Raw genomic sequence first — 17,563 nt, forward strand, 5'->3', positions numbered from 1 at the left:
GCCCCACTAATAAATGTAATGTAACCAACTAATAAAGCGGATCTGTACTGATCCCAACCATTGACCTATAGCCGATTGTGGAAGTAACTGCACAGTGGCACGCGCACCACTGGGCATATTATTTATAAGCTGAGTGTTATTTGGCAGCACTAAATGAATACGTTGACGCTGCGCATCCCGAACCCAGCGATTGCTGGTTTCGGTGGTGCTAAGTAATCCATTCGCACTAAGTTGCCCGTCACTAACACCTGCTTCGAAGGTTTCAATTTTAGCGTCGAATACTTCACCTGGTCGGCTGTCAAACACTACTTTTGCTAAACTGCCTGGCTGCATATTTAATAGTGACTTTTCACGAAAATCAGCCACTAAATCTGCTTTTCTTGCCACAATAGCAAGTAATGGCTTACCCGCAACAGCATAGGAACCCTCAAGTAACTGTAAATTAGCCACTACACCATCACTTAAAGCACGCACTTGCGTATAGGATAAGTTAAGCTCGGCTTGCGCTAACTGATTGGCCGCATGGCGCAGCGCTAAATTATTTTGCCCCGAGTCGCCACGCGCTAAAACTGCTTCAGCGAGCTGTGCTTCAAAGGCGGCTAAATTAGATTGGCTTGCTGCAAAATTTGCACGAATGCTTTCAAGCTCTTGCTCCGAAATAGAGTTTTGTTTATAAAGCGTTTCGCCACGCTTTTTTAATAGCTGCTGCTCATGCAATTTAGCGTTAGCTGCACTTATTTGTGCCTCAAGCGCTTTTACATTGGTATCAAGGCGTTTATTTTGCAGTTTAGCATCGTCAAGGGCAAGCTGTGCTTGCTCAAGTGCTAGTTGGTAAGTATTTTTATCTATCTCAAATAATACATCACCCGCTTTAACCGCTTGGTTATTACTGACCAATACATCGGTAACACGGCCATTTATTTGCGGTGATATTTGCACAACCGGATGATAAACCCGTGCCTGTGGCGTAACCGGCAACCATACATCGGCAACAATATAATAAAAAAAGACAACAATAAAACCAACAAGCGAAACTTTAACGTAGCGGGCAAATTTTTGATCAGGTGTCATACTTATTTATCTCCAGATAAGCTTGCAATACAACGCCGCGCGTTTTCTTCCATTTGCACTAAACTGTGCGCCATACCATCAAGTTGCTCAGTACTTAAACCGGCATATAAACGCTGTTTAATATCGCTTGTTAGCTCTTTTAAATGTTCTAATAACTTTATACCCTCATCGGTAAAGTACAATTTTTTACTGCGTTTATCGTGTTCATCAACTTGTCGAATAACCAGATTTTGCTGCTCTAATTGCTTAATGGTGCGCGTTAATGAGGGCATTTCAATACCTAAACTGGTCGCCAATGCTTGCTGTGTTGCCCCTAAGGGTAAATGATGTAAGTGGATCATTGCCGTCCAGCGCGACTGAGTTAAACCTAAGGGTTCAACCGCCAATGTCACCGCTTCTCGACATAAGCGGTGCACTCGGCCCATATTGCCGCATAAGGTTAAATCGAGTGTTTCATGAAAAGGAATAGTGCTACTCATAGGAACTCTTACTTGTGAATATCCAGCAAATTTTAGCATTAGTTAGCAGGCTAAGTAAATATTTGGTATTTTAACTTCAGGTAAATAAGTATTATTTAGATAAATAGTGTACGGCAAGCTTATCTAAGAAAGTATAAAGCTTACTGTTCATCTCATCATAGCAGTGACTTAAGAGCTTTTCGGGCTGTTCAACAAAGCGGTAATTATGGGCATTGGTTAAATCATCGTTGGCAATGAGGAGGGTAACCACCTCGGTGGTCAATTCCATGTGGCATTGAAAACCAAATACTAAATCGCTATAAGCGACTATTTGCCTTGGACAACCTTCGCTATAGGCAATAATACTGGCTGTAGTAGTCAGCCCTGGCATATCGTTATGCCAATGCCCCACATTAAGCTCACTGCCAAAATGGCTAAATAACGGATAATTCAAACCTGCATCAGTGAAGGTAATAGCAAACTTACCAATTTCCTTTTCTGGACTAGGTTGATAAGCCGCGCCTAACGCTTCACCAATTAATTGCGACCCCAAACAAACGCCCAACACTACTTTGTTTGCAGTGATCGCGCTGGCAATAAAGGCTTGTTCTTTTTTGCTATCAAAATAAGCGCATTCTGCAAGCGATGTGGCGGGCGATTGTGGCCCACCCATTACGATTAAAAAGTCTATATTATCGGTGTGTTTTGGTAAGGGTTCAGCTAAATAAATACGGGTATAAGACAGCGTATGACCATTCATTTTAGCCCAAGCTTCATAAGCGCCTGGCGCTTCAAAATGTTCATGAATAATAAAGTGAATGTGCATTGCCGTTTCCTTAAAATATTATCTTTTTAATAAGTAATGGTCACCGGATATAAGTGACCATGTAACAGCTACTAAAAGTTAAGTAAATTTGCTGGAGAGTATTGATCGGTTAGCACCTTAGTATCACTTGGCCAGTCCTTTCCATCTTTAGTGAAAAACATACGTTTACTAATTGCCTCTATATCGACATCATAAGGGGCAAGTAACGGAGTTAGCTGCTTAACTCGCTGTGCTATTTGTTGCTCTGTAGGGGTTTTGTTATAACCGGCTAAAATAATACGGTTACTATTATTATTGGCTGTTACATTAATAAAATCGCCAAATACCGCATGATAAGTTGCCGATTCATGTTCATAAAGTTTACTTGATGAAAACGTGTTAGCAGCAACAATTCCGCCTTCGGCTAATACGCTTTTTATTTCTTCAAAAAACTCTTTTGTGAGTAGGTGCTCAGGAATGTAATCGCCATTAAACGCATCTAAAATAATCCAATCAAATTGCTGGCTTTTAAGCGCCGCACGTTTAATAAAAATACGCCCATCTTGTACTTTAGCAGTTACGTTATCGGTTTCTATAAAGTTAAAATAATCGCGCGCCACTTTAATTACCGAAGGATCTATTTCAACATTTTCAATGTGTGCCTTTGGGTATAGCTCATGAATCATATTAGAAAGCGTACCGCCACCTAAACCAATAATGAGCACGCTTTTAGGGTTATCAATCAGTAACAAACTAGAAAAAGCCAGCTTAGTGTAGTTAAACACGAGTTTTTTAGGGTCGCTAATGTACATGCAACTTTGGCTGCTTTGTCGGGTTTTTTCATCAAACTTTAAACAGCGTAAATCGCCAGTTTCTTCAACGAGTAGATTTCGATACAAGGAGCGCTCTTTATGCACAACATTAGCTGCACTGTATGATGAAAGCAGTAGCGCCGTAATACAAACAAACAGGGATTTAAACTTAAGCATAAACGGCCTCTCGTACTTTAAGTTTGTCAAAGGTAATAGCAATTAGCCCAAGCGTGCCCAATACACCAGCAAAAGCTAAAATAATCGCGTTAACATCAAACGCCAGTACCATATAAAAAGAGGTAATAATGGTGCCCAGTGCGCTGCCTAAGGTACTTACAAAATAAAGGCCACCTGCCACTTGGCCGCTGCGCTCACTATTTGTGACCAGTAAACGTACGGAGTAGGGCGAGATCATGCCTAAAATAATGGTGGGTATAAAAAATAACGCGGTTGAGGCGAGTAACGAGCCATAGCGACTGTCTTCAATATGCGAAAAAATAAATGCCATAATTGGCTCAGCAAACAAAGCAATGGGTAGTACCATAATACTGGCAACTAAAAAGATTAACCCATATTTGGTCAACGAAGGATGACGAATAGACAGCTTACCCCCCAGTAAATACCCAAATGATAAGCTAAGCATAAATACCGTAATAATACTGCCCCAGATATGCACACTACTGCCAAAGTAAGGCGCTAAAATTCGCCCACCTAATAGCTCTATTCCCATAATACTAAAGCCACTACTAAACGCTAAAAAGTAAATTAATGCATTTGTTTTTGTTAACATTATATTGTTCTTATTGTGTTATTTTTATCCATCTTAACGTGATAGCTGCATAGTCGCTAGTGTAAAAATTAGACGCACACATAGAGCGCAAAAAAACATTTTGTTATAAAGTAACACATGCTATAGTTTTGGTTATAATATAACGTTACTAAAAAGCATTTTATGAAGTACTCATTAATTTACTTAGCCTGCTTAAGTGCAAGCGCACAAAGCCTTGCCCAAAGTCAACCAATAGAGAAAATTGCGGTTACATATAAACAAGCTTACCGAGGCGATATTCCTCAAAAGCAAATGCCACAATCAATCGAAACCCTCGATAACGCGATACTTGATCAAAAAGGAATAACTCAATTACAAGATGCGCTGGATTTTTCTGCCAGTATTTCACGTAAAAATAACAGTGGCGCATTATGGGATAGCTTTTCGATTCGTGGATTATCGGGTAACGAAAACATGCCATCGGGTTACTTAATTAATGGTTTTAGCGGTGGACGCGGATTCAGCGGCCCTCGTGATGTATCAAACATTGAGTACATTGAAGTATTAAAAGGCCCAGGCTCTGCACTTTATGGCCGCTCAGAACCCGGCGGTACAGTAAATATCGTAACCAAAAAACCTCAATTTGAGCAACAGGGTGAGCTAAAACTTAGCTTAGGTAGTGATAATTTTAATCGCGTTGAAGGTGACTATACAAACGGCATTAACGATAACACAGCATTTAGAATAAATGGCGCATGGCAAGATAGCGACAGCTACCGCGATGAGGTGTACACCCATAAAAAGGTGATTACGCCATCTATTTATCATCAAATAAACGCTTCAACCAGCATCACTTATGAATTTGAATACGTTGATTTAGCCCAGCTATTTGACCGTGGGGTTGTTGTACTTAATGATAATTTTAATACTGTTCCTAGCTCACGCTATTTAGGCAATCCAAACGATGGTGACACGCAAGTATATTCTCGTGGTCACCAAGTAACTTTAAATCATGATATAAACAATGAATGGTCACTCGTTGTAGGCGCAAACTACCGTAGCTCTACACTAACTGGGTTTTCGTCTGATGCTGAACTTGCACCCTCGCGCCAATCATTATTCGATGATGGCCGCACACTTACCCGCCAACAGCGCTACCGCGATTATGAAGTTGATGATACCAGCCTTAAATTTGAGCTAAGTGGGCATTTTGATACCGCAGGCATTACCCATCACTTATTAATAGGAGCCGACGCATACAAATACGACTTACGCACTGGACTTTATCGTTATCGCGGCGGTAATGGCACTTACACAGTTGATATTTATCAGCCGAATTATAACGTTGCTCGTCCTGAAGTAGGTTTACTCTACGAAAACAACGAACAACAAGATGCTTATGGTATATACGTTCAAGATCAAATGGATCTGACTGATAAAATTAAGCTATTAGTTGGCCTTAGATTCGATAGCGTAGATCAAGACATTTTAGAAACCAAAAGTGGTGTGCTTTCAAGCAGTTCACAAAGCCAGGTAAGTCCACGAGTAGGCTTAGTATATGAACTAAACAACGCTGTAACCTTATACAGCAGCTACTCAGAAGGCTTTTTACCATTAAGTGGCACAGATGCAAATGGCGACCCATTTGGCTTTGAATACAGTGACTCAATTGAAGTAGGCGCTAAATTTAGCTACCAAGGCATAACGGGAACCCTAGCATTATTTGATGCCACTAAAAGTAATATGTTAGTAGCCGACCCTGTAAACGTTGGTTTTTCAGCGCCTATTGGTAAAGCAAATAGTAAAGGTGTTGAACTTGATTTAAGTACTTATATTACTGATGATACAAAGTTTAATTTATCTTACGCTTATATAAATGCCAGTACGGCAAACGACATAATAAATGCTGATTGGGGCGTGCCAATCAAAAAAGGCAGCCCATTAGTCAATGTGCCTAAAAATAACTTAAACCTAACGCTTAGCCATCAAACGGTCGTTCTTGGCAAAGAGCTAGAACTAGGTGCCAGTTATCAGTACACCAGTGAACGATTAGGCGATGCCGCCGATTTAACATTTAACTTACCGAGTTATCAACTAGTTGGTATTTTTGGGCAGGTAAACTTAACCGAGCACACCAAGTTAAATATCAGTGTTAACAATATTTTTGATGAAGAATATGCTCAAAGTAGCTACAACGCATTATGGGTTTACCCTGGTGCGCCTACTCAATTTAAGATGTCATTGGCCTATCAATTCTAACAATTTCATAGTCCCGATTAGCTATTTTAACGTCTAGTTATTTATAGTTTTTCATCCAAAGCGTCTTAATGTAGTGGTTAAGGCGCTTTTTTTATTTTTTTGTATAATACATAGCCGCTGTTAACCCCCTTTACAATCACTTTCATCTTATAAAATAGCTGTCTGCATTATGTCATTTTAGGTACGCTGTATTTTAAAACATGTTATAAATATCACACTAAAATACAGCGACTCCGGTTAGATTTAAAGGACAAGAATAAATGGATACAAGCAGCAATAATAGCTCGTTAATTATTTTTCTTATTTCAGTATGTTTATTGTTACCATTCCTAGAAAGCATGCACGGGGGAACGCTATGGGGTTTAAATTGGCACTCACCACGGCTTATGGATACATTAAGCCATAATCTACTTTATATAAAATTAGTGTTGGTAATTACGGGTTTAATACTGCTTTTCACCAAACCTAAAAAAATTAAAAGCATAATTAAAAATAAAATAGCCCAGTGGTTGTTCTATATCCTTCTTACATTAGTCGGTGTAATACAAATTCCTTTTTTGTGTTTAGGGATTTTAGTCAATGGTTCTTCATTATCAACGCCTGATTATATTCATAAACAAAGCACGTTTACTGATCGTACTATTTATATTTACACCGCAGACCCTGGCGCAATGGGGAAAGCCTACCATTATGCGTATTTAAATTGCCCGCTAGCATTTGGTCGTTATGAGCTAAAACAAATTGCTAAACTCAATTGGATGCGCGAATACACTTTTTACTTTGAAAAGAATAACCTAATAGTAATTAATAAAGATCCTGCTGGTTTAACGCATACTTTTGGTATGAGTGATGTAACCTGTTCGAGCTGATATCTCCTTTTTATAATTAGCTTAGGTTTCTGGTGTTGAATACGCATGCCATAAGTGCCTTTAGTAAACCAATATTGATTTAAGCGCACTCTTTTGAAAATGTATGAATAGTGTTATTGAAAGATATGAGCAGTACAAAGATCACGGGGGCGTAAACCCCCTTTACACTATGGCGCAATACGCAGTGTTTTCTAGTGCTTTATATACCAATCAGCTTAGACATAAAAAAATTCAATCCGTTAAATTATTCAGATATTTATGCCGATTGGTATATATACAACTTTTAATATTAATTAAAACTGATAGCTTATCCGAGCCGAAACATTACGTCCTGGTTGGCTATATTGGCTAAAATCAGTACCTTTGGATTGACCAGCAATAAGTTCAAACGGTACGTACTCTTTATCGAGTAGGTTAAGTAAACCTACATTCATTTGCCATGCTTGCCACTGATAATTTGCATATAAATCAACAACACCATAACCGTTACCTTGTGTTGTTTTATTACCATTAGTATCAAGTACTACATCAGACTGCGCCTTAGCTAAACGCCAAGCAGCGGTCCAATTAACATTGCCAAACTCAGTGCTTACTAATATAGAACCATTTAACGGGCTAATACTAGTGAGTGGCTGGTCAGAGTCTTTGTTTTCACCATCTACGTAAGCAACATTGGCTTCTAATAAAATATCGTCGGTAACATACATAGCAATACCAGCTTCTACACCGCTGATCTGGGTTTCGCTAATATTTTGATATTGGTAAAATGTTTTATTTACATTAGGAATATAAGTTGGTTCAACACCCGCGATTGTTGTTTCGATAAAGTCATCATAGGCAGCATAAAAAGTGCTTAGATTTACACTAATATCACTACTTGCGTATCTTAGCCCGATCTCGAATGAGTCACTGCTTTCAGGGTCTAAATCTGCGTTTGGTAATATTTGATAAAATGGCTCAACACCATGGCTTTGATAAGCTTGGTCGTGTGGCGGTATTTTAAAGCCTCGAACATATTGCCCATACCAAGATAAATTATCGTCTACCTGATAAATCACACCCAGCTTTGGTGAAAACGCAGACTCGGTAATATCATCAAGTTCGGCGTCAGCGTATAGCGCATCTTTTTTTGCTTCAAGTGCATAATAATCGTAACGAATACCCGCAACTAACGACCAATCAGTCTCATTAAATTTAATACTGTCTTGCATATATACACCAACTAAAGAAGTATCGGCGCCAGGAAATGCTTTTTGTTTTTCATTCGTAAAATCAACAGTACCATCATTTAATACACGGGTTTTTAAGCGTGGTCGAGTAGTATCATATAAATCAATATCTACTCCATAGACAAATTCATGCTCGGTATTTTCTCCTTTAACTTCCTTACTAAATACCGCTTTTAAGCCTAAAATATCTTGCTCAAACCCGTAGTCATTATAATCGATGTAATTTCTAGCTGCGCTTATTTGGTCACTTTGTTGCTCGTATCGACTATAAGATAGTTGCCCATACCATTTATCAAATATAGCTGTTGCCATATCTGAATCATAATCGAGTGCAAATGAGATATTTGTGTCTTCGTCTTCGGTTTCTTGAATGGATGGAGTGATTACTTGTTCTATCGTTTGATTAAAGTAATCTAAGGTGTATTTAAGGGTGCGTTTGTCATCAAGTTTTTGCTCAACTTTAAGCAGTAAAGCATCAGAGCGGGCATCGTAACCTGGTAAATCTTCAACGTAGTTTTGTACTTCTTCACTATCGCGATGGCTATAAACAGCGCTAATAGCAAAGTCACCTAAATCTTTTGCGGCTGTAATATCAGCAGCAACCTGATTGCTTTGGCCTTGGTAGCCTAACGCTACTTTTATCAAGCTTTGTTGATCCACTAAATAATCACTCGGGTCTTTAGTTGTTATTACTACAATTCCCCCTAGTGCATCAGAACCATATAGCGATGATGCCGCCCCTTTTGCAACTTCAACTTGTTTAACACCCGCAACATCAAAGTAGTTTCGACCCACTAAATAACCGCCGCCGCCAGCGTAGCCATCGTTTGTGCGTCTTCCATCTTTAATAAAAACAACTCTGTTGCCACCAACACCTCGTACAGTTAATGTTTGCGCGCCTGCGCCACTGCCAGTACTTGAGATACTTGGATCGTATTTAAACATAGTTTGTAAATCTACAGCGAGTTGACGCTCAATATCTTGTTCGGTAATAACCGTTACTGAGCCAGTCACATCTTCAAGCTTTTGTTCAAAACGAGAGCCACTAACCACAATATGATCGTCAATAACATTTTCGGCCAGTGCGCTACCAGAGCTAATTAACAAAGAGGCTAATGCTGTAAATTTAAAAGAAAAGGGATTCATCTCCACTCCAAATGATAATAGTTATTATTTACTCTTAAATGGTACAACTACCCCAAAATAAGATCAATTGATTATGATAATCATTTTCATTTAGATTAAAGTGGTTATAATACTAAAAAATAAAATCGGAGTTTGTTATGAAGTACCTAATTTTTTTTCTGGCTTTAGCCACTCAATCAGCACTCGCTAAAGAGCGTGTGATCAGCGCTGGCGGTACATTAACTGAAATAATCTACGCACTAGATAAACAAAATAGTTTAGTCGCGGTTGACCAATCAAGTATGTATCCGCAACAAGCAACACAGTTGCCACAGGTAGGCTACTATCGAGATCTAGCCGCTGAGGGAGTACTTTCAATGCGCCCAACTACGTTACTTGCACTTGAAGGTGCAGGAAGAGAGCAGGCACTCAAGCAAATAGAAGCGACCGGAGTGAAGGTTATTCACTATAAAAAGCCGACTTCTGTAAATGAACTACTTGAACTAATTAAGCACCTTGGTAGTGATTTAGATGCAAACCTAAAAGCTCAAAATCTGATTACTAAAATAAAAAAATCGTTACCTAATAAAGCAAAAACACAGACCCACAACGCTTTGTTTTTACTTTCAGCTAATGAGCGTGGGCTCGTCGCAGCAGGACAAGAAACGGTGCCCAACTTGCTGTTTAACTATGCGGGCATTACCAATATAGCTGTTACGCATACAGGCTTTAAAGCAATTAACAGTGAAGTACTGGCTGTAAGTCAGCCCGATTTTTTAGTGGCGCCAGCGCATGTTGTGCAAAGCCTTGGTGGGAAACAAGCCTTTTGTAAACAGCCTACACTTCGTTTATTAAAAGCAGCGCAAGAGTGTCAATTACTGGTCATGGACAGCTTACTTTCACTGGGCATGTCGCCGCGTATTGCAACTGCGATTCAAGCATTGCATGAGTATAAAACACGCTTATGAGCACGTTAACTTTGAATCGTTTTAACGCCATAACACTCAGTAATCCGCATAAGTGGATGCTATTAAGTTATGGCTGCATTTTTGCTTTAGCATTACTTAGCATAGGCTATGGAGCTGCAGGGTGGGATTGGCGCTTAGCGATTGCATGGCTAGCCCCTGAGCATTTTAGTCAATTTGATGCGCTACAAATCAATGTGGTTACACAAATACGCCTGCCTCGTTTTGTCCTTGCTGTGATGGTGGGTTTAGTACTTGCACAAACAGGGGCTGCAACCCAAGCGCTGTGTCGTAACCCGCTTGCTGATCCCTCTATTATTGGTATAAGCGCAGGCGCTGCAATGGTCGCGGTTGCTTTTATCGCCCTTAGTGCACAATTTAATTTTAACGCCCAACACTACTTACCGTATGCCTCATTTTTGGGCGCACTATCAGTAACGTCGCTGGTATATTTAGTCTCAAAACAACAAAAACAAATTAATATAAATACACTTATATTAGTCGGTGTCGCCATTAATGCATTGGCATTTGCTGTTATTGGGTTATTAAGTTTTTATGCTGATGACAGCGCACTGCGGTTAATTAACTATTGGACCATGGGCTCATTAGGCGGTGCGAGCTGGGATAATATAAAACAGGCGAGTCCTTTGCTTTTACTGAGCCTTATCGGGCTATGGCGATTAAAAGAGCCAATGAATCTACTCCTTATCGGTGAATCACAAGCCCAATACTTAGGAGTGGATACCAGCAAGCTTAAATTATACGTCATTATATTAGTTGCATTGGGCGTAGGTGCGGTGGTTGCGCTAACAGGTTTAATTGGCTTTGTTGGTTTAGTTGTCCCTCACATCGCACGCCTCATGGTTGGCCCACACTTACGGAATATGCTGCCACTTTGTATGCTTTTAGGTGTGATTGTGTTGCTACTTTCAGATTGGTTAGCACGCTTGGTGGTTATGCCTGCGGAGCTGCCGATAGGCATTATAACGGCGTTACTTGGCGCTCCACTATTTATATATTTAATCATTAAAAATAAGCGAGATTGGTCATGATCACGTTTAACAACCTCAATATAGGCTTTAACACGCATCGTGTTTTAGAGGGTATTAGCGGCAATATCCAAGCAGGACAACTTGTCGCTCTGATAGGCGAAAATGGTGCAGGTAAATCAACCTTACTGCATACTTTGGCAGGCATGCATCCCTTTGAGGGAGATATACTATTTAATACCAAGCCTTTGCATTCATTTTCTAAAGAGCAATTAGCTAGCAAGCGCGCTGTAATGATGCAAAGTAACCATGTTGGCTTTGATTTTAGTGTATTTGAACTCATTGCTATGGGTCGCTATCCCTATACAGAGTCTCTTAAAACACAAGCCAATAAAGTTCAAAAATATGCCTCACTTATGGATTTAACCCATTACCTAACACGTCGAATGAGTGCGCTTTCGGGCGGTGAACAACAGCGAGTTCATATGGCGCGCACATTAGCCCAGTTAGATGCTTTTACTGCGCAAACGGAGCCTAAATTAATGTTGCTCGATGAGCCAACATCAGCGCTAGATATGCGTCATCAACATACTTTACTTAGCTGTGTTAGAACCTTTGTAGAGCAAGGAAACAGCGCCATTATTGCTATACACGATCTTAATTTAGCAAGCCTTTATGCAACCAACGCTATTTTATTACACAACCAAAAAGTGCTGCAAAGCGGGTCTATAAATACCGTTTTAACAGCACAAAACTTACAACAAATGTACGCCATGAAATTGCACGTTAACCCTCATCCTTATAACGATGCGCCCATGGTTTTTTCTCAACGTCAGGAGTTTTCATGAGAGAACAAGCATTAAACGACGCACGTACGCTCGTTTTTAAAACCCATGCCGGCGTAATGTCGACCATTTCAAATAATTTACGCGGCTATCCGTTTGGCTCTGTTACACCTTATATGTGTGACGAACAAGGTCGCATCTACTTTTTTATTAGTGACATAGCTCAGCACACCAAAAATTTAAAACAGGACTCGCGCATGAGTCTGACTATTTTTGATGCCGCCGATTATGGCGACCAAAACGAACATGGGCGAGTAACACTCGTAGGTGATGGCTCTATTGTGGCAAAGGAGCAAAGCGAAGTACTACTTGATAAATATATAGCCTTGTATCCTGAGGCTGCAAGCTATCGCAATGCCCATGATTTTCAGCTTTGGCAATTAGATGTAGTACGGGTGCGTTATATTGGCGGTTTTGGAAAAATATTTTGGCTTGAGCAAAACGAATGGCAAGCTCAGCCTAAAAAGTGGGATGAAAGCCAGCAGCAAAGCATGATCACTCATATGAATGAAGATCATCAAGATGCCATGTCGCTGATATTAATGCAGCACTACAGCGTAGCTGATAACACCCCAATAATGAGCGGCCTACTACCCACAGGCTTTTATATACAAAGCCACAAGCGTAATTACTTTATTAATTTTGCGAACGAGTGCGATAGCCCAATAGCCGTGCGAAAAGCACTTGTAGCCTTAACAAATCAAGCACGAAACAGCTCAAACCAACTAGCAGAGACAGTATGAGAAAATTAATAGCCTTACTAAGTACTTCACTGCTACTGAGTACCAATGCTGCATATGCAGACGAATGCACACTAAATATAGATGCAAACGATATGATGCAGTTTTCAACTAAAACACTAAGCGCCCCTAAAAGCTGTAAACAAGTGACCGTTAAACTCAGGGCGTGTTGAACTTTGCGGATTGTAATTTGTTCAATCTAGGGGCGATTAAATTGCGGCGCTTGATTTGTAACCTAGTGGGCTAAGTAAAAATCGAGCAACAATGAGTTTATCGCCCCTAGGCAGAACCCGAAGGGCAGCGCATGTTTGGTGTTTATGCTGCGTTATCGCCTATTTATGTGGAATAACCACACTTTATAGGCTCTGTCTTGCCTAAAAACCAAACACACTGCTGCAAATTCAACCATCAAAGATCAACACGCCCTTGCCACACAGGTAAATTACCTGCCAATGTAATGGGTCATAACTGGGTACTATCTACGATTAAAACATGCAAGGTATTATCACAGATGGCAACGCAGCAGGGCTTAGCAACCACTACATAAAGCCTAATGATAGTCGCGTGATTGGTGCTACAGACATTATTGGCGGCGGCAAAACAACCGACGTTACTTTTAAAACCAGCGGCTTAACCGCCGGAACCAATTACACTTTCTTTTGTTCTTTCCCTGGCCATTACGCCATGATGAAAGGCACATTTACGCTTAAGTAAATATTAAAAAGTGTATTACACAAACACAGTGCCAACCTATTATTGGCACTGTGTTTTCTTGCCTCGCTTGACTAAAGCTTTAAATGCCGCTTGTTGATGTGCTTTTTGCACATAGCGAGCAGGCAAAGCGTTAACTTCTAATTGATAACCATTTTGCTCAGGTTGTACCTTTGATACTGGCGATATCCATACAACATTAAGCTCTGGGGCAATTCGCTTAATTACCCGCGCTATGCCTTCACCATTTCTCACATGAAAGTCACCGGCTAAATGTATAACCTGCGTGCCCTTATTTTGACTAATATAGTTAACGATAGATTCAGCCATGGTTTCATCCCAAGTAACTTGCGCGGCGTAAAGTTTTTCGTTTTTACTCGCCGTTCCATGATGCATGGATTGCATAAAGCGTTCTTTATAAAGGCTTGGAGAAATATCTATCTCTTTTGCAATAAAACTACGCTGTTGTGCGTCGAGTTTATTAATATAATTAATACCTTGGCGGCCAATACAGGTAACAATATGCTTAGGCGCATTTGCAGCTATTACATCGCTATTTTGTATCTTCGCCAATTCCACTAAAGCACGATAATCGCTCTTATAATTAGGCCAAGCCTTAGTATTATCAATTAGGTATTGTTCACCTATTTTACTCTCAAGATAAAGGTTTAGTGTTTGCTGATCAGCGCGACTAAATTGCTCAAGCGATAAGGCAATAGGCTTATTTTGTGTGCTTAATTGCTGAAATAGCTGAGCCTGAAATAAGTGCACACCGGGGTGTGTATGCCATTCACCGACTAAAACAACATCGGCATTCAAAAGCGTGGACTCTGACAATATTGAATTAACTCGCTGACCCTTTGCATTATAAAGTGCTGAGAAATATAACGATGAACTGTTATCTGGCGCCACAGTGGTTGTACTACAACCACCCAAACCCATAACTAACGCCAGAGTTAACATAGATTTTTTCATACACACCTTTCAAAACCCATTAATGCAAATAATTATCAATATCATATATTTATACTGCGTATTAAGCCAGCCAAAAAACAGTACAAAACAAATAAGCAAAGAAGAGAAAATAACGGGTTGTGGTCAGCGCCACTTAAGTCGAGAATTCGCAGCAGTTTGAGAATAGTTTTAATTTTAAGCAAGGTGTGGTACTCAGATTGAGATTTATTAATTAGAGTCCACATTAAATCTAAGTAAGATTAGGTTTAGGTAAATATCTGAATGGTTGAGAATTAATTACTTTAGGCTTTAAAAAACTTAATGTATAAATACGGAATTTATGGATGGGTGATTTCCGGTTTGTGCCATAAGCGGACGGTGATAACGAAAGAGATGAAATTACCTTTTCCAGGGACTTTTGCCAAGTAGCCTATCTAATTATTAAGGTGAATTCGTTGACTGCCTGGGGAGTTCATGTCCCCCTCATAAGAGGTCGTAAAACCTAAGTGGATATTAGTTAAACTTAGGTGAAGCACTAAAACTAATCCCCGCGTAATTTTGATGTAACAGCCCACGCCTTTTAGCTGGGGCGAGTTGATGCGTTTTTTGTGCCTTTCTAGTGTAAAGTTTGATTACTTAACAACAGATAATTTAGGAGGGGAGTTTCTTGTACTTTTTTGAACTACTTCAGCACTAGTGGAGCTATTTTTCACATCACTTTTGTTTTCATTAACTTCACTAACTTCAGGTCTTGGCCCAAAAAGTTCTTTAAATGCTTTGTCCACTTTCATCAACGTGCTCCTTGCACAGTGATCGCTGAAATGTACCTTCAACTTGTAATCAGCCTTATTTCTCACAGACTTTAAGCTGGCGAGCAATACTCCTAATTTACGATACTCTTGCTCATCACTCGCACGCAATTGTTGAATTAGTTGTTCATGTGACCCAAAACTACGCTCAGTTAATGGAATAGCCTTAAGATCAATATTGGCTAGCTCATGAAACAAAGCGTAGTAAGAATTTCTTGCTACATTACGTAAAGCAACTTCATTATTGTTTGAATTCTTATACAGCTCTTTTGAGTAAGAGAGCAAATCTTCTGCAACAATCATTCAGAAACCTCAACTACAAAAGATATATTACATAATTGAGGTGCTGAGGCATCAAATTTTGATATGTGTTCATGCCAATCGAATTCTAAGTCGACAACTTGTTCTACAGAAGCATTGTGTAGAGCAACATTAATTTCCATGTACTCACCCATTGGATCTGTAATCAAGCCAAAACATAATGACCTAGTTCTCATCGATGATTTTTTTAATAACACTGTCAAACCTTCAAACACATAGTTCATGTATTCGCAGGCTTTTTGAATTAAGTTCTGATCGTTATCTAGGTGGCATCTAAATGCTTCGTAATCATACAAGGAACCGTCATTTCTCAATTGAAAATTATTTGCAATGTATTCACAGTACTCTAAGTCGAGAGTGTAAATTGCTGCATCATAACTTTCATTCCTAGAGTTATTGTAATTGAGAAGAATCGGGAACTCCTTTGACAGCCTAACAATATCAGAAAACAGCTTGTTATTGCTTAAAGCCGATAAAGCATTATCAATACAAGACTGCTCATCATGACCAAATTTAATACTGTTTACAGCATTTTCAATAGCTCGATCATAATCAAATACGTGGGCATACAGAGCCGATAGACAAGCATACCTATGAGGAACCGGTAACTTTTCAGCTTTACGTATGAGGCCTTTAAACTGAAACTCAGGAATTGACTCACCGGTATTAAGTGACTCATTCAGTAAATCATAGATTTCTGAGTCAACCAGGTTGGGTACTCTTGGTGCCATTTCTGCTCCCTTAAATAATGACATGTCGATATTATATTAGACACTATACAAATTCAACATCTAAGATTTTGCCAATTACATTTATAAAGACGAATAAGAAGATAATTGGACTCCCAACCTCTACACTGAAGTAGAAATTATTTTTCGGAGTTCAATTATGAATAAGTTAAGAATTGGTGTCGATTTAGCTCATAAATAAATACAAGTTTGTAGTTCTACAAATAATAAAGTGCACTCAAATAATGAGATGACACTGCAACAATTTAGTGAGTACTTGGTATCGCTTAGTCCTTCAACGATTATTTTTGAGGCCTGTGCGAGTGCTAATTATTGGCATCAATTTGCAACTTCACTCAGTCATAATTCCTTACTAATATCTGCCCGGTTAGTTAAAGAGAATGGGGGCAAATTTTGACTTCATACATCAAAGTTTACTAATGTCTGCTCATGGCCCTCTCCAGCCACTCAACAACATAAAATATTGATAATAATCGGCAAGGTATTTTACTGTGTCGGATGGCGCTTCGCTTATCCGACCTACACTGGCACATATATGGCTGGCAGATTTAATTTTACAACTATTAGTCCTTAAAATTAGCGACCTACTTATGATGAGTTAACTACTAATTTTAATAACCGCTAACATATCGTCGTCATCCTCATCTAGGCCAACTTCTTCAAACCCAAAACTAGAATAAAAATCCTTAGCAACAGGGTTTTGCGGGTTATAACAAATCTCGATTTGTTCAAGCTTAGAAGTCGTTTTAATCTCTGCAATTGCCATGAATAGTGCTTGGCGGCCAATACCTTTATTTTGATGATGTTTATCTACCATAAAACGCCAAATAGAAACCTTTGTAGGGGTTTCTTGCACCCACATAAAAAAGCCTACAGGCTCATTATTTTGGTAAATAGCTTTACAGGTATGCCCAACATTATAATGAGACTCAACAAGCGACCACATATTACACGCTACATATTCTTGTTGCGCTTCGGTAACGTCTAAATCGCATACCTCTTCGTAATTAGCAGAGGTGATATCTTCCAATAAAATGTTCATTATTGTCCTTAATTTCAAACATGGAGTTATAAGTAGTTTTG

18 protein-coding genes are annotated in these 17,563 nt (G+C 39.4%); 8 read left to right on the forward strand and 10 right to left on the reverse strand.

Translation table 11 applies throughout. From position 1 onward, the window contains the following. Positions 1 to 6: 6 nt before the first annotated feature. The 5 genes from ABZP26_RS19200 to ABZP26_RS19220 form a co-directional block, all read right to left on the reverse strand. On the reverse strand, positions 7 to 1,071 hold the full coding sequence (locus ABZP26_RS19200) for an HlyD family secretion protein (protein ID WP_290157601.1): 1,065 nt from the start codon (positions 1,069 to 1,071) through the stop codon (positions 7 to 9). A 2-nt stretch (positions 1,072 to 1,073) separates the two neighbouring features. Further along, positions 1,074 to 1,550 carry a MarR family winged helix-turn-helix transcriptional regulator gene (locus tag ABZP26_RS19205; RefSeq protein ID WP_008110790.1) on the reverse strand — a complete coding sequence of 159 codons (477 nt, stop codon included), beginning with the start codon at positions 1,548 to 1,550 and terminating at the stop codon, positions 1,074 to 1,076. A gap of 91 nt (positions 1,551 to 1,641) precedes the next feature. Further along, on the reverse strand, positions 1,642 to 2,355 hold the full coding sequence (locus ABZP26_RS19210; protein ID WP_368485700.1) for a type 1 glutamine amidotransferase: 714 nt from the start codon (positions 2,353 to 2,355) through the stop codon (positions 1,642 to 1,644). A 71-nt stretch (positions 2,356 to 2,426) separates the two neighbouring features. Continuing rightward, complete coding sequence (locus ABZP26_RS19215) at positions 2,427 to 3,323, reverse strand: spermidine synthase (protein WP_368485701.1); 897 nt, start codon at positions 3,321 to 3,323, stop codon at positions 2,427 to 2,429. Continuing rightward, positions 3,316 to 3,936, reverse strand: a complete 621-nt coding sequence (locus tag ABZP26_RS19220) for a fused MFS/spermidine synthase (RefSeq protein ID WP_028834641.1) — start codon at positions 3,934 to 3,936, stop codon at positions 3,316 to 3,318. Before ABZP26_RS19220 ends, ABZP26_RS19215 begins: the two co-directional genes overlap by 8 nt. A gap of 162 nt (positions 3,937 to 4,098) precedes the next feature. Here ABZP26_RS19220 and ABZP26_RS19225 point away from each other — a divergent pair, with 162 nt between their 5' ends. Both ABZP26_RS19225 and ABZP26_RS19230 read left to right on the forward strand, forming a co-directional pair. Further along, positions 4,099 to 6,174 carry a TonB-dependent siderophore receptor gene (locus tag ABZP26_RS19225; protein WP_368485702.1) on the forward strand — a complete coding sequence of 692 codons (2,076 nt, stop codon included), beginning with the start codon at positions 4,099 to 4,101 and terminating at the stop codon, positions 6,172 to 6,174. Positions 6,175 to 6,434: 260 nt separating this feature from the next. Continuing rightward, positions 6,435 to 7,043 (forward strand): hypothetical protein, encoded by a 609-nt coding sequence (locus ABZP26_RS19230; protein ID WP_368485703.1) that lies wholly within the window; start codon positions 6,435 to 6,437, stop codon positions 7,041 to 7,043. Positions 7,044 to 7,336: 293 nt separating this feature from the next. Here the strand turns inward: ABZP26_RS19230 and ABZP26_RS19235 are convergent, their stop codons facing one another. Then, on the reverse strand, positions 7,337 to 9,418 hold the full coding sequence (locus ABZP26_RS19235) for a TonB-dependent hemoglobin/transferrin/lactoferrin family receptor (protein ID WP_368485704.1): 2,082 nt from the start codon (positions 9,416 to 9,418) through the stop codon (positions 7,337 to 7,339). Positions 9,419 to 9,555: 137 nt separating this feature from the next. On the opposite strand from ABZP26_RS19235, the gene ABZP26_RS19240 reads away from it, so the two are divergent. The 6 genes from ABZP26_RS19240 (at position 9,556) to ABZP26_RS19265 (ending at position 13,650) form a co-directional block, all read left to right on the forward strand. Further along, the gene (locus tag ABZP26_RS19240) at positions 9,556 to 10,365 is read left to right on the forward strand and encodes a hemin ABC transporter substrate-binding protein (protein ID WP_368485705.1); all 810 of its coding nucleotides are present in this window, start codon (positions 9,556 to 9,558) and stop codon (positions 10,363 to 10,365) included. Continuing rightward, positions 10,362 to 11,414: an iron ABC transporter permease gene (locus ABZP26_RS19245; protein WP_024602445.1), complete on the forward strand. Its 1,053-nt coding sequence runs from the start codon at positions 10,362 to 10,364 to the stop codon at positions 11,412 to 11,414. The genes ABZP26_RS19240 and ABZP26_RS19245 overlap by 4 nt, the downstream gene beginning before the upstream one ends. After that, a complete protein-coding gene (locus ABZP26_RS19250; RefSeq protein ID WP_058155591.1) occupies positions 11,411 to 12,199 on the forward strand; it encodes a heme ABC transporter ATP-binding protein in 789 nt (262 codons plus the stop codon). The genes ABZP26_RS19245 and ABZP26_RS19250 overlap by 4 nt, the downstream gene beginning before the upstream one ends. Beyond that, on the forward strand, positions 12,196 to 12,939 hold the full coding sequence (locus tag ABZP26_RS19255) for a HugZ family protein (RefSeq protein ID WP_368485706.1): 744 nt from the start codon (positions 12,196 to 12,198) through the stop codon (positions 12,937 to 12,939). The genes ABZP26_RS19250 and ABZP26_RS19255 overlap by 4 nt, the downstream gene beginning before the upstream one ends. Further along, positions 12,936 to 13,109: a hypothetical protein gene (locus ABZP26_RS19260; protein WP_368485707.1), complete on the forward strand. Its 174-nt coding sequence runs from the start codon at positions 12,936 to 12,938 to the stop codon at positions 13,107 to 13,109. Before ABZP26_RS19255 ends, ABZP26_RS19260 begins: the two co-directional genes overlap by 4 nt. A gap of 319 nt (positions 13,110 to 13,428) precedes the next feature. Continuing rightward, entirely contained in the window at positions 13,429 to 13,650 is a 222-nt protein-coding gene (locus ABZP26_RS19265; RefSeq protein WP_368485708.1) for a plastocyanin/azurin family copper-binding protein, read from the forward strand. A gap of 39 nt (positions 13,651 to 13,689) precedes the next feature. On the opposite strand, the gene ABZP26_RS19270 is transcribed toward ABZP26_RS19265, so the two are convergent. From ABZP26_RS19270 to ABZP26_RS19285, 4 genes are all read right to left on the reverse strand, one after another. Further along, positions 13,690 to 14,622, reverse strand: coding sequence for a ChaN family lipoprotein (locus tag ABZP26_RS19270; RefSeq protein ID WP_368485709.1), 933 nt, complete (start codon positions 14,620 to 14,622; stop codon positions 13,690 to 13,692). Between the two features lie 611 nt (positions 14,623 to 15,233). After that, positions 15,234 to 15,713 (reverse strand): hypothetical protein, encoded by a 480-nt coding sequence (locus ABZP26_RS19275; RefSeq protein WP_368485710.1) that lies wholly within the window; start codon positions 15,711 to 15,713, stop codon positions 15,234 to 15,236. Beyond that, positions 15,710 to 16,462 (reverse strand): hypothetical protein, encoded by a 753-nt coding sequence (locus ABZP26_RS19280; protein WP_368485711.1) that lies wholly within the window; start codon positions 16,460 to 16,462, stop codon positions 15,710 to 15,712. Before ABZP26_RS19280 ends, ABZP26_RS19275 begins: the two co-directional genes overlap by 4 nt. 616 nt (positions 16,463 to 17,078) lie before the next feature. Next, the gene (locus tag ABZP26_RS19285; RefSeq protein WP_368485712.1) at positions 17,079 to 17,522 is read right to left on the reverse strand and encodes a GNAT family N-acetyltransferase; all 444 of its coding nucleotides are present in this window, start codon (positions 17,520 to 17,522) and stop codon (positions 17,079 to 17,081) included. Positions 17,523 to 17,563: the final 41 nt, after the last annotated feature.

This window comes from Pseudoalteromonas sp. SD03 (assembly GCF_040937955.1).
GTDB classification, from domain to species: Bacteria; Pseudomonadota; Gammaproteobacteria; order Enterobacterales; family Alteromonadaceae; genus Pseudoalteromonas; species Pseudoalteromonas tetraodonis.

What these genes read in the sequence shown, in the direction of transcription:
- ABZP26_RS19255 (WP_368485706.1), top strand. Translation starts at nt 12,196, where the DNA reads ATGAGAGAACAAGCATTAAACGACGCACGTACGCTCGTTTTTAAAACC.
- ABZP26_RS19200 (WP_290157601.1), bottom strand. Translation starts at nt 1,071, where the DNA reads ATGACACCTGATCAAAAATTTGCCCGCTACGTTAAAGTTTCGCTTGTT.
- ABZP26_RS19225 (WP_368485702.1), top strand. Translation starts at nt 4,099, where the DNA reads ATGAAGTACTCATTAATTTACTTAGCCTGCTTAAGTGCAAGCGCACAA.
- ABZP26_RS19280 (WP_368485711.1), bottom strand. Translation starts at nt 16,462, where the DNA reads ATGGCACCAAGAGTACCCAACCTGGTTGACTCAGAAATCTATGATTTA.
- ABZP26_RS19250 (WP_058155591.1), top strand. Translation starts at nt 11,411, where the DNA reads ATGATCACGTTTAACAACCTCAATATAGGCTTTAACACGCATCGTGTT.
- ABZP26_RS19275 (WP_368485710.1), bottom strand. Translation starts at nt 15,713, where the DNA reads ATGATTGTTGCAGAAGATTTGCTCTCTTACTCAAAAGAGCTGTATAAG.
- ABZP26_RS19245 (WP_024602445.1), top strand. Translation starts at nt 10,362, where the DNA reads ATGAGCACGTTAACTTTGAATCGTTTTAACGCCATAACACTCAGTAAT.
- ABZP26_RS19240 (WP_368485705.1), top strand. Translation starts at nt 9,556, where the DNA reads ATGAAGTACCTAATTTTTTTTCTGGCTTTAGCCACTCAATCAGCACTC.
- ABZP26_RS19270 (WP_368485709.1), bottom strand. Translation starts at nt 14,622, where the DNA reads ATGAAAAAATCTATGTTAACTCTGGCGTTAGTTATGGGTTTGGGTGGT.
- ABZP26_RS19285 (WP_368485712.1), bottom strand. Translation starts at nt 17,522, where the DNA reads ATGAACATTTTATTGGAAGATATCACCTCTGCTAATTACGAAGAGGTA.
- ABZP26_RS19230 (WP_368485703.1), top strand. Translation starts at nt 6,435, where the DNA reads ATGGATACAAGCAGCAATAATAGCTCGTTAATTATTTTTCTTATTTCA.
- ABZP26_RS19205 (WP_008110790.1), bottom strand. Translation starts at nt 1,550, where the DNA reads ATGAGTAGCACTATTCCTTTTCATGAAACACTCGATTTAACCTTATGC.
- ABZP26_RS19215 (WP_368485701.1), bottom strand. Translation starts at nt 3,323, where the DNA reads ATGCTTAAGTTTAAATCCCTGTTTGTTTGTATTACGGCGCTACTGCTT.
- ABZP26_RS19265 (WP_368485708.1), top strand. Translation starts at nt 13,429, where the DNA reads ATGCAAGGTATTATCACAGATGGCAACGCAGCAGGGCTTAGCAACCAC.
- ABZP26_RS19210 (WP_368485700.1), bottom strand. Translation starts at nt 2,355, where the DNA reads ATGCACATTCACTTTATTATTCATGAACATTTTGAAGCGCCAGGCGCT.
- ABZP26_RS19260 (WP_368485707.1), top strand. Translation starts at nt 12,936, where the DNA reads ATGAGAAAATTAATAGCCTTACTAAGTACTTCACTGCTACTGAGTACC.
- ABZP26_RS19220 (WP_028834641.1), bottom strand. Translation starts at nt 3,936, where the DNA reads ATGTTAACAAAAACAAATGCATTAATTTACTTTTTAGCGTTTAGTAGT.
- ABZP26_RS19235 (WP_368485704.1), bottom strand. Translation starts at nt 9,418, where the DNA reads ATGAATCCCTTTTCTTTTAAATTTACAGCATTAGCCTCTTTGTTAATT.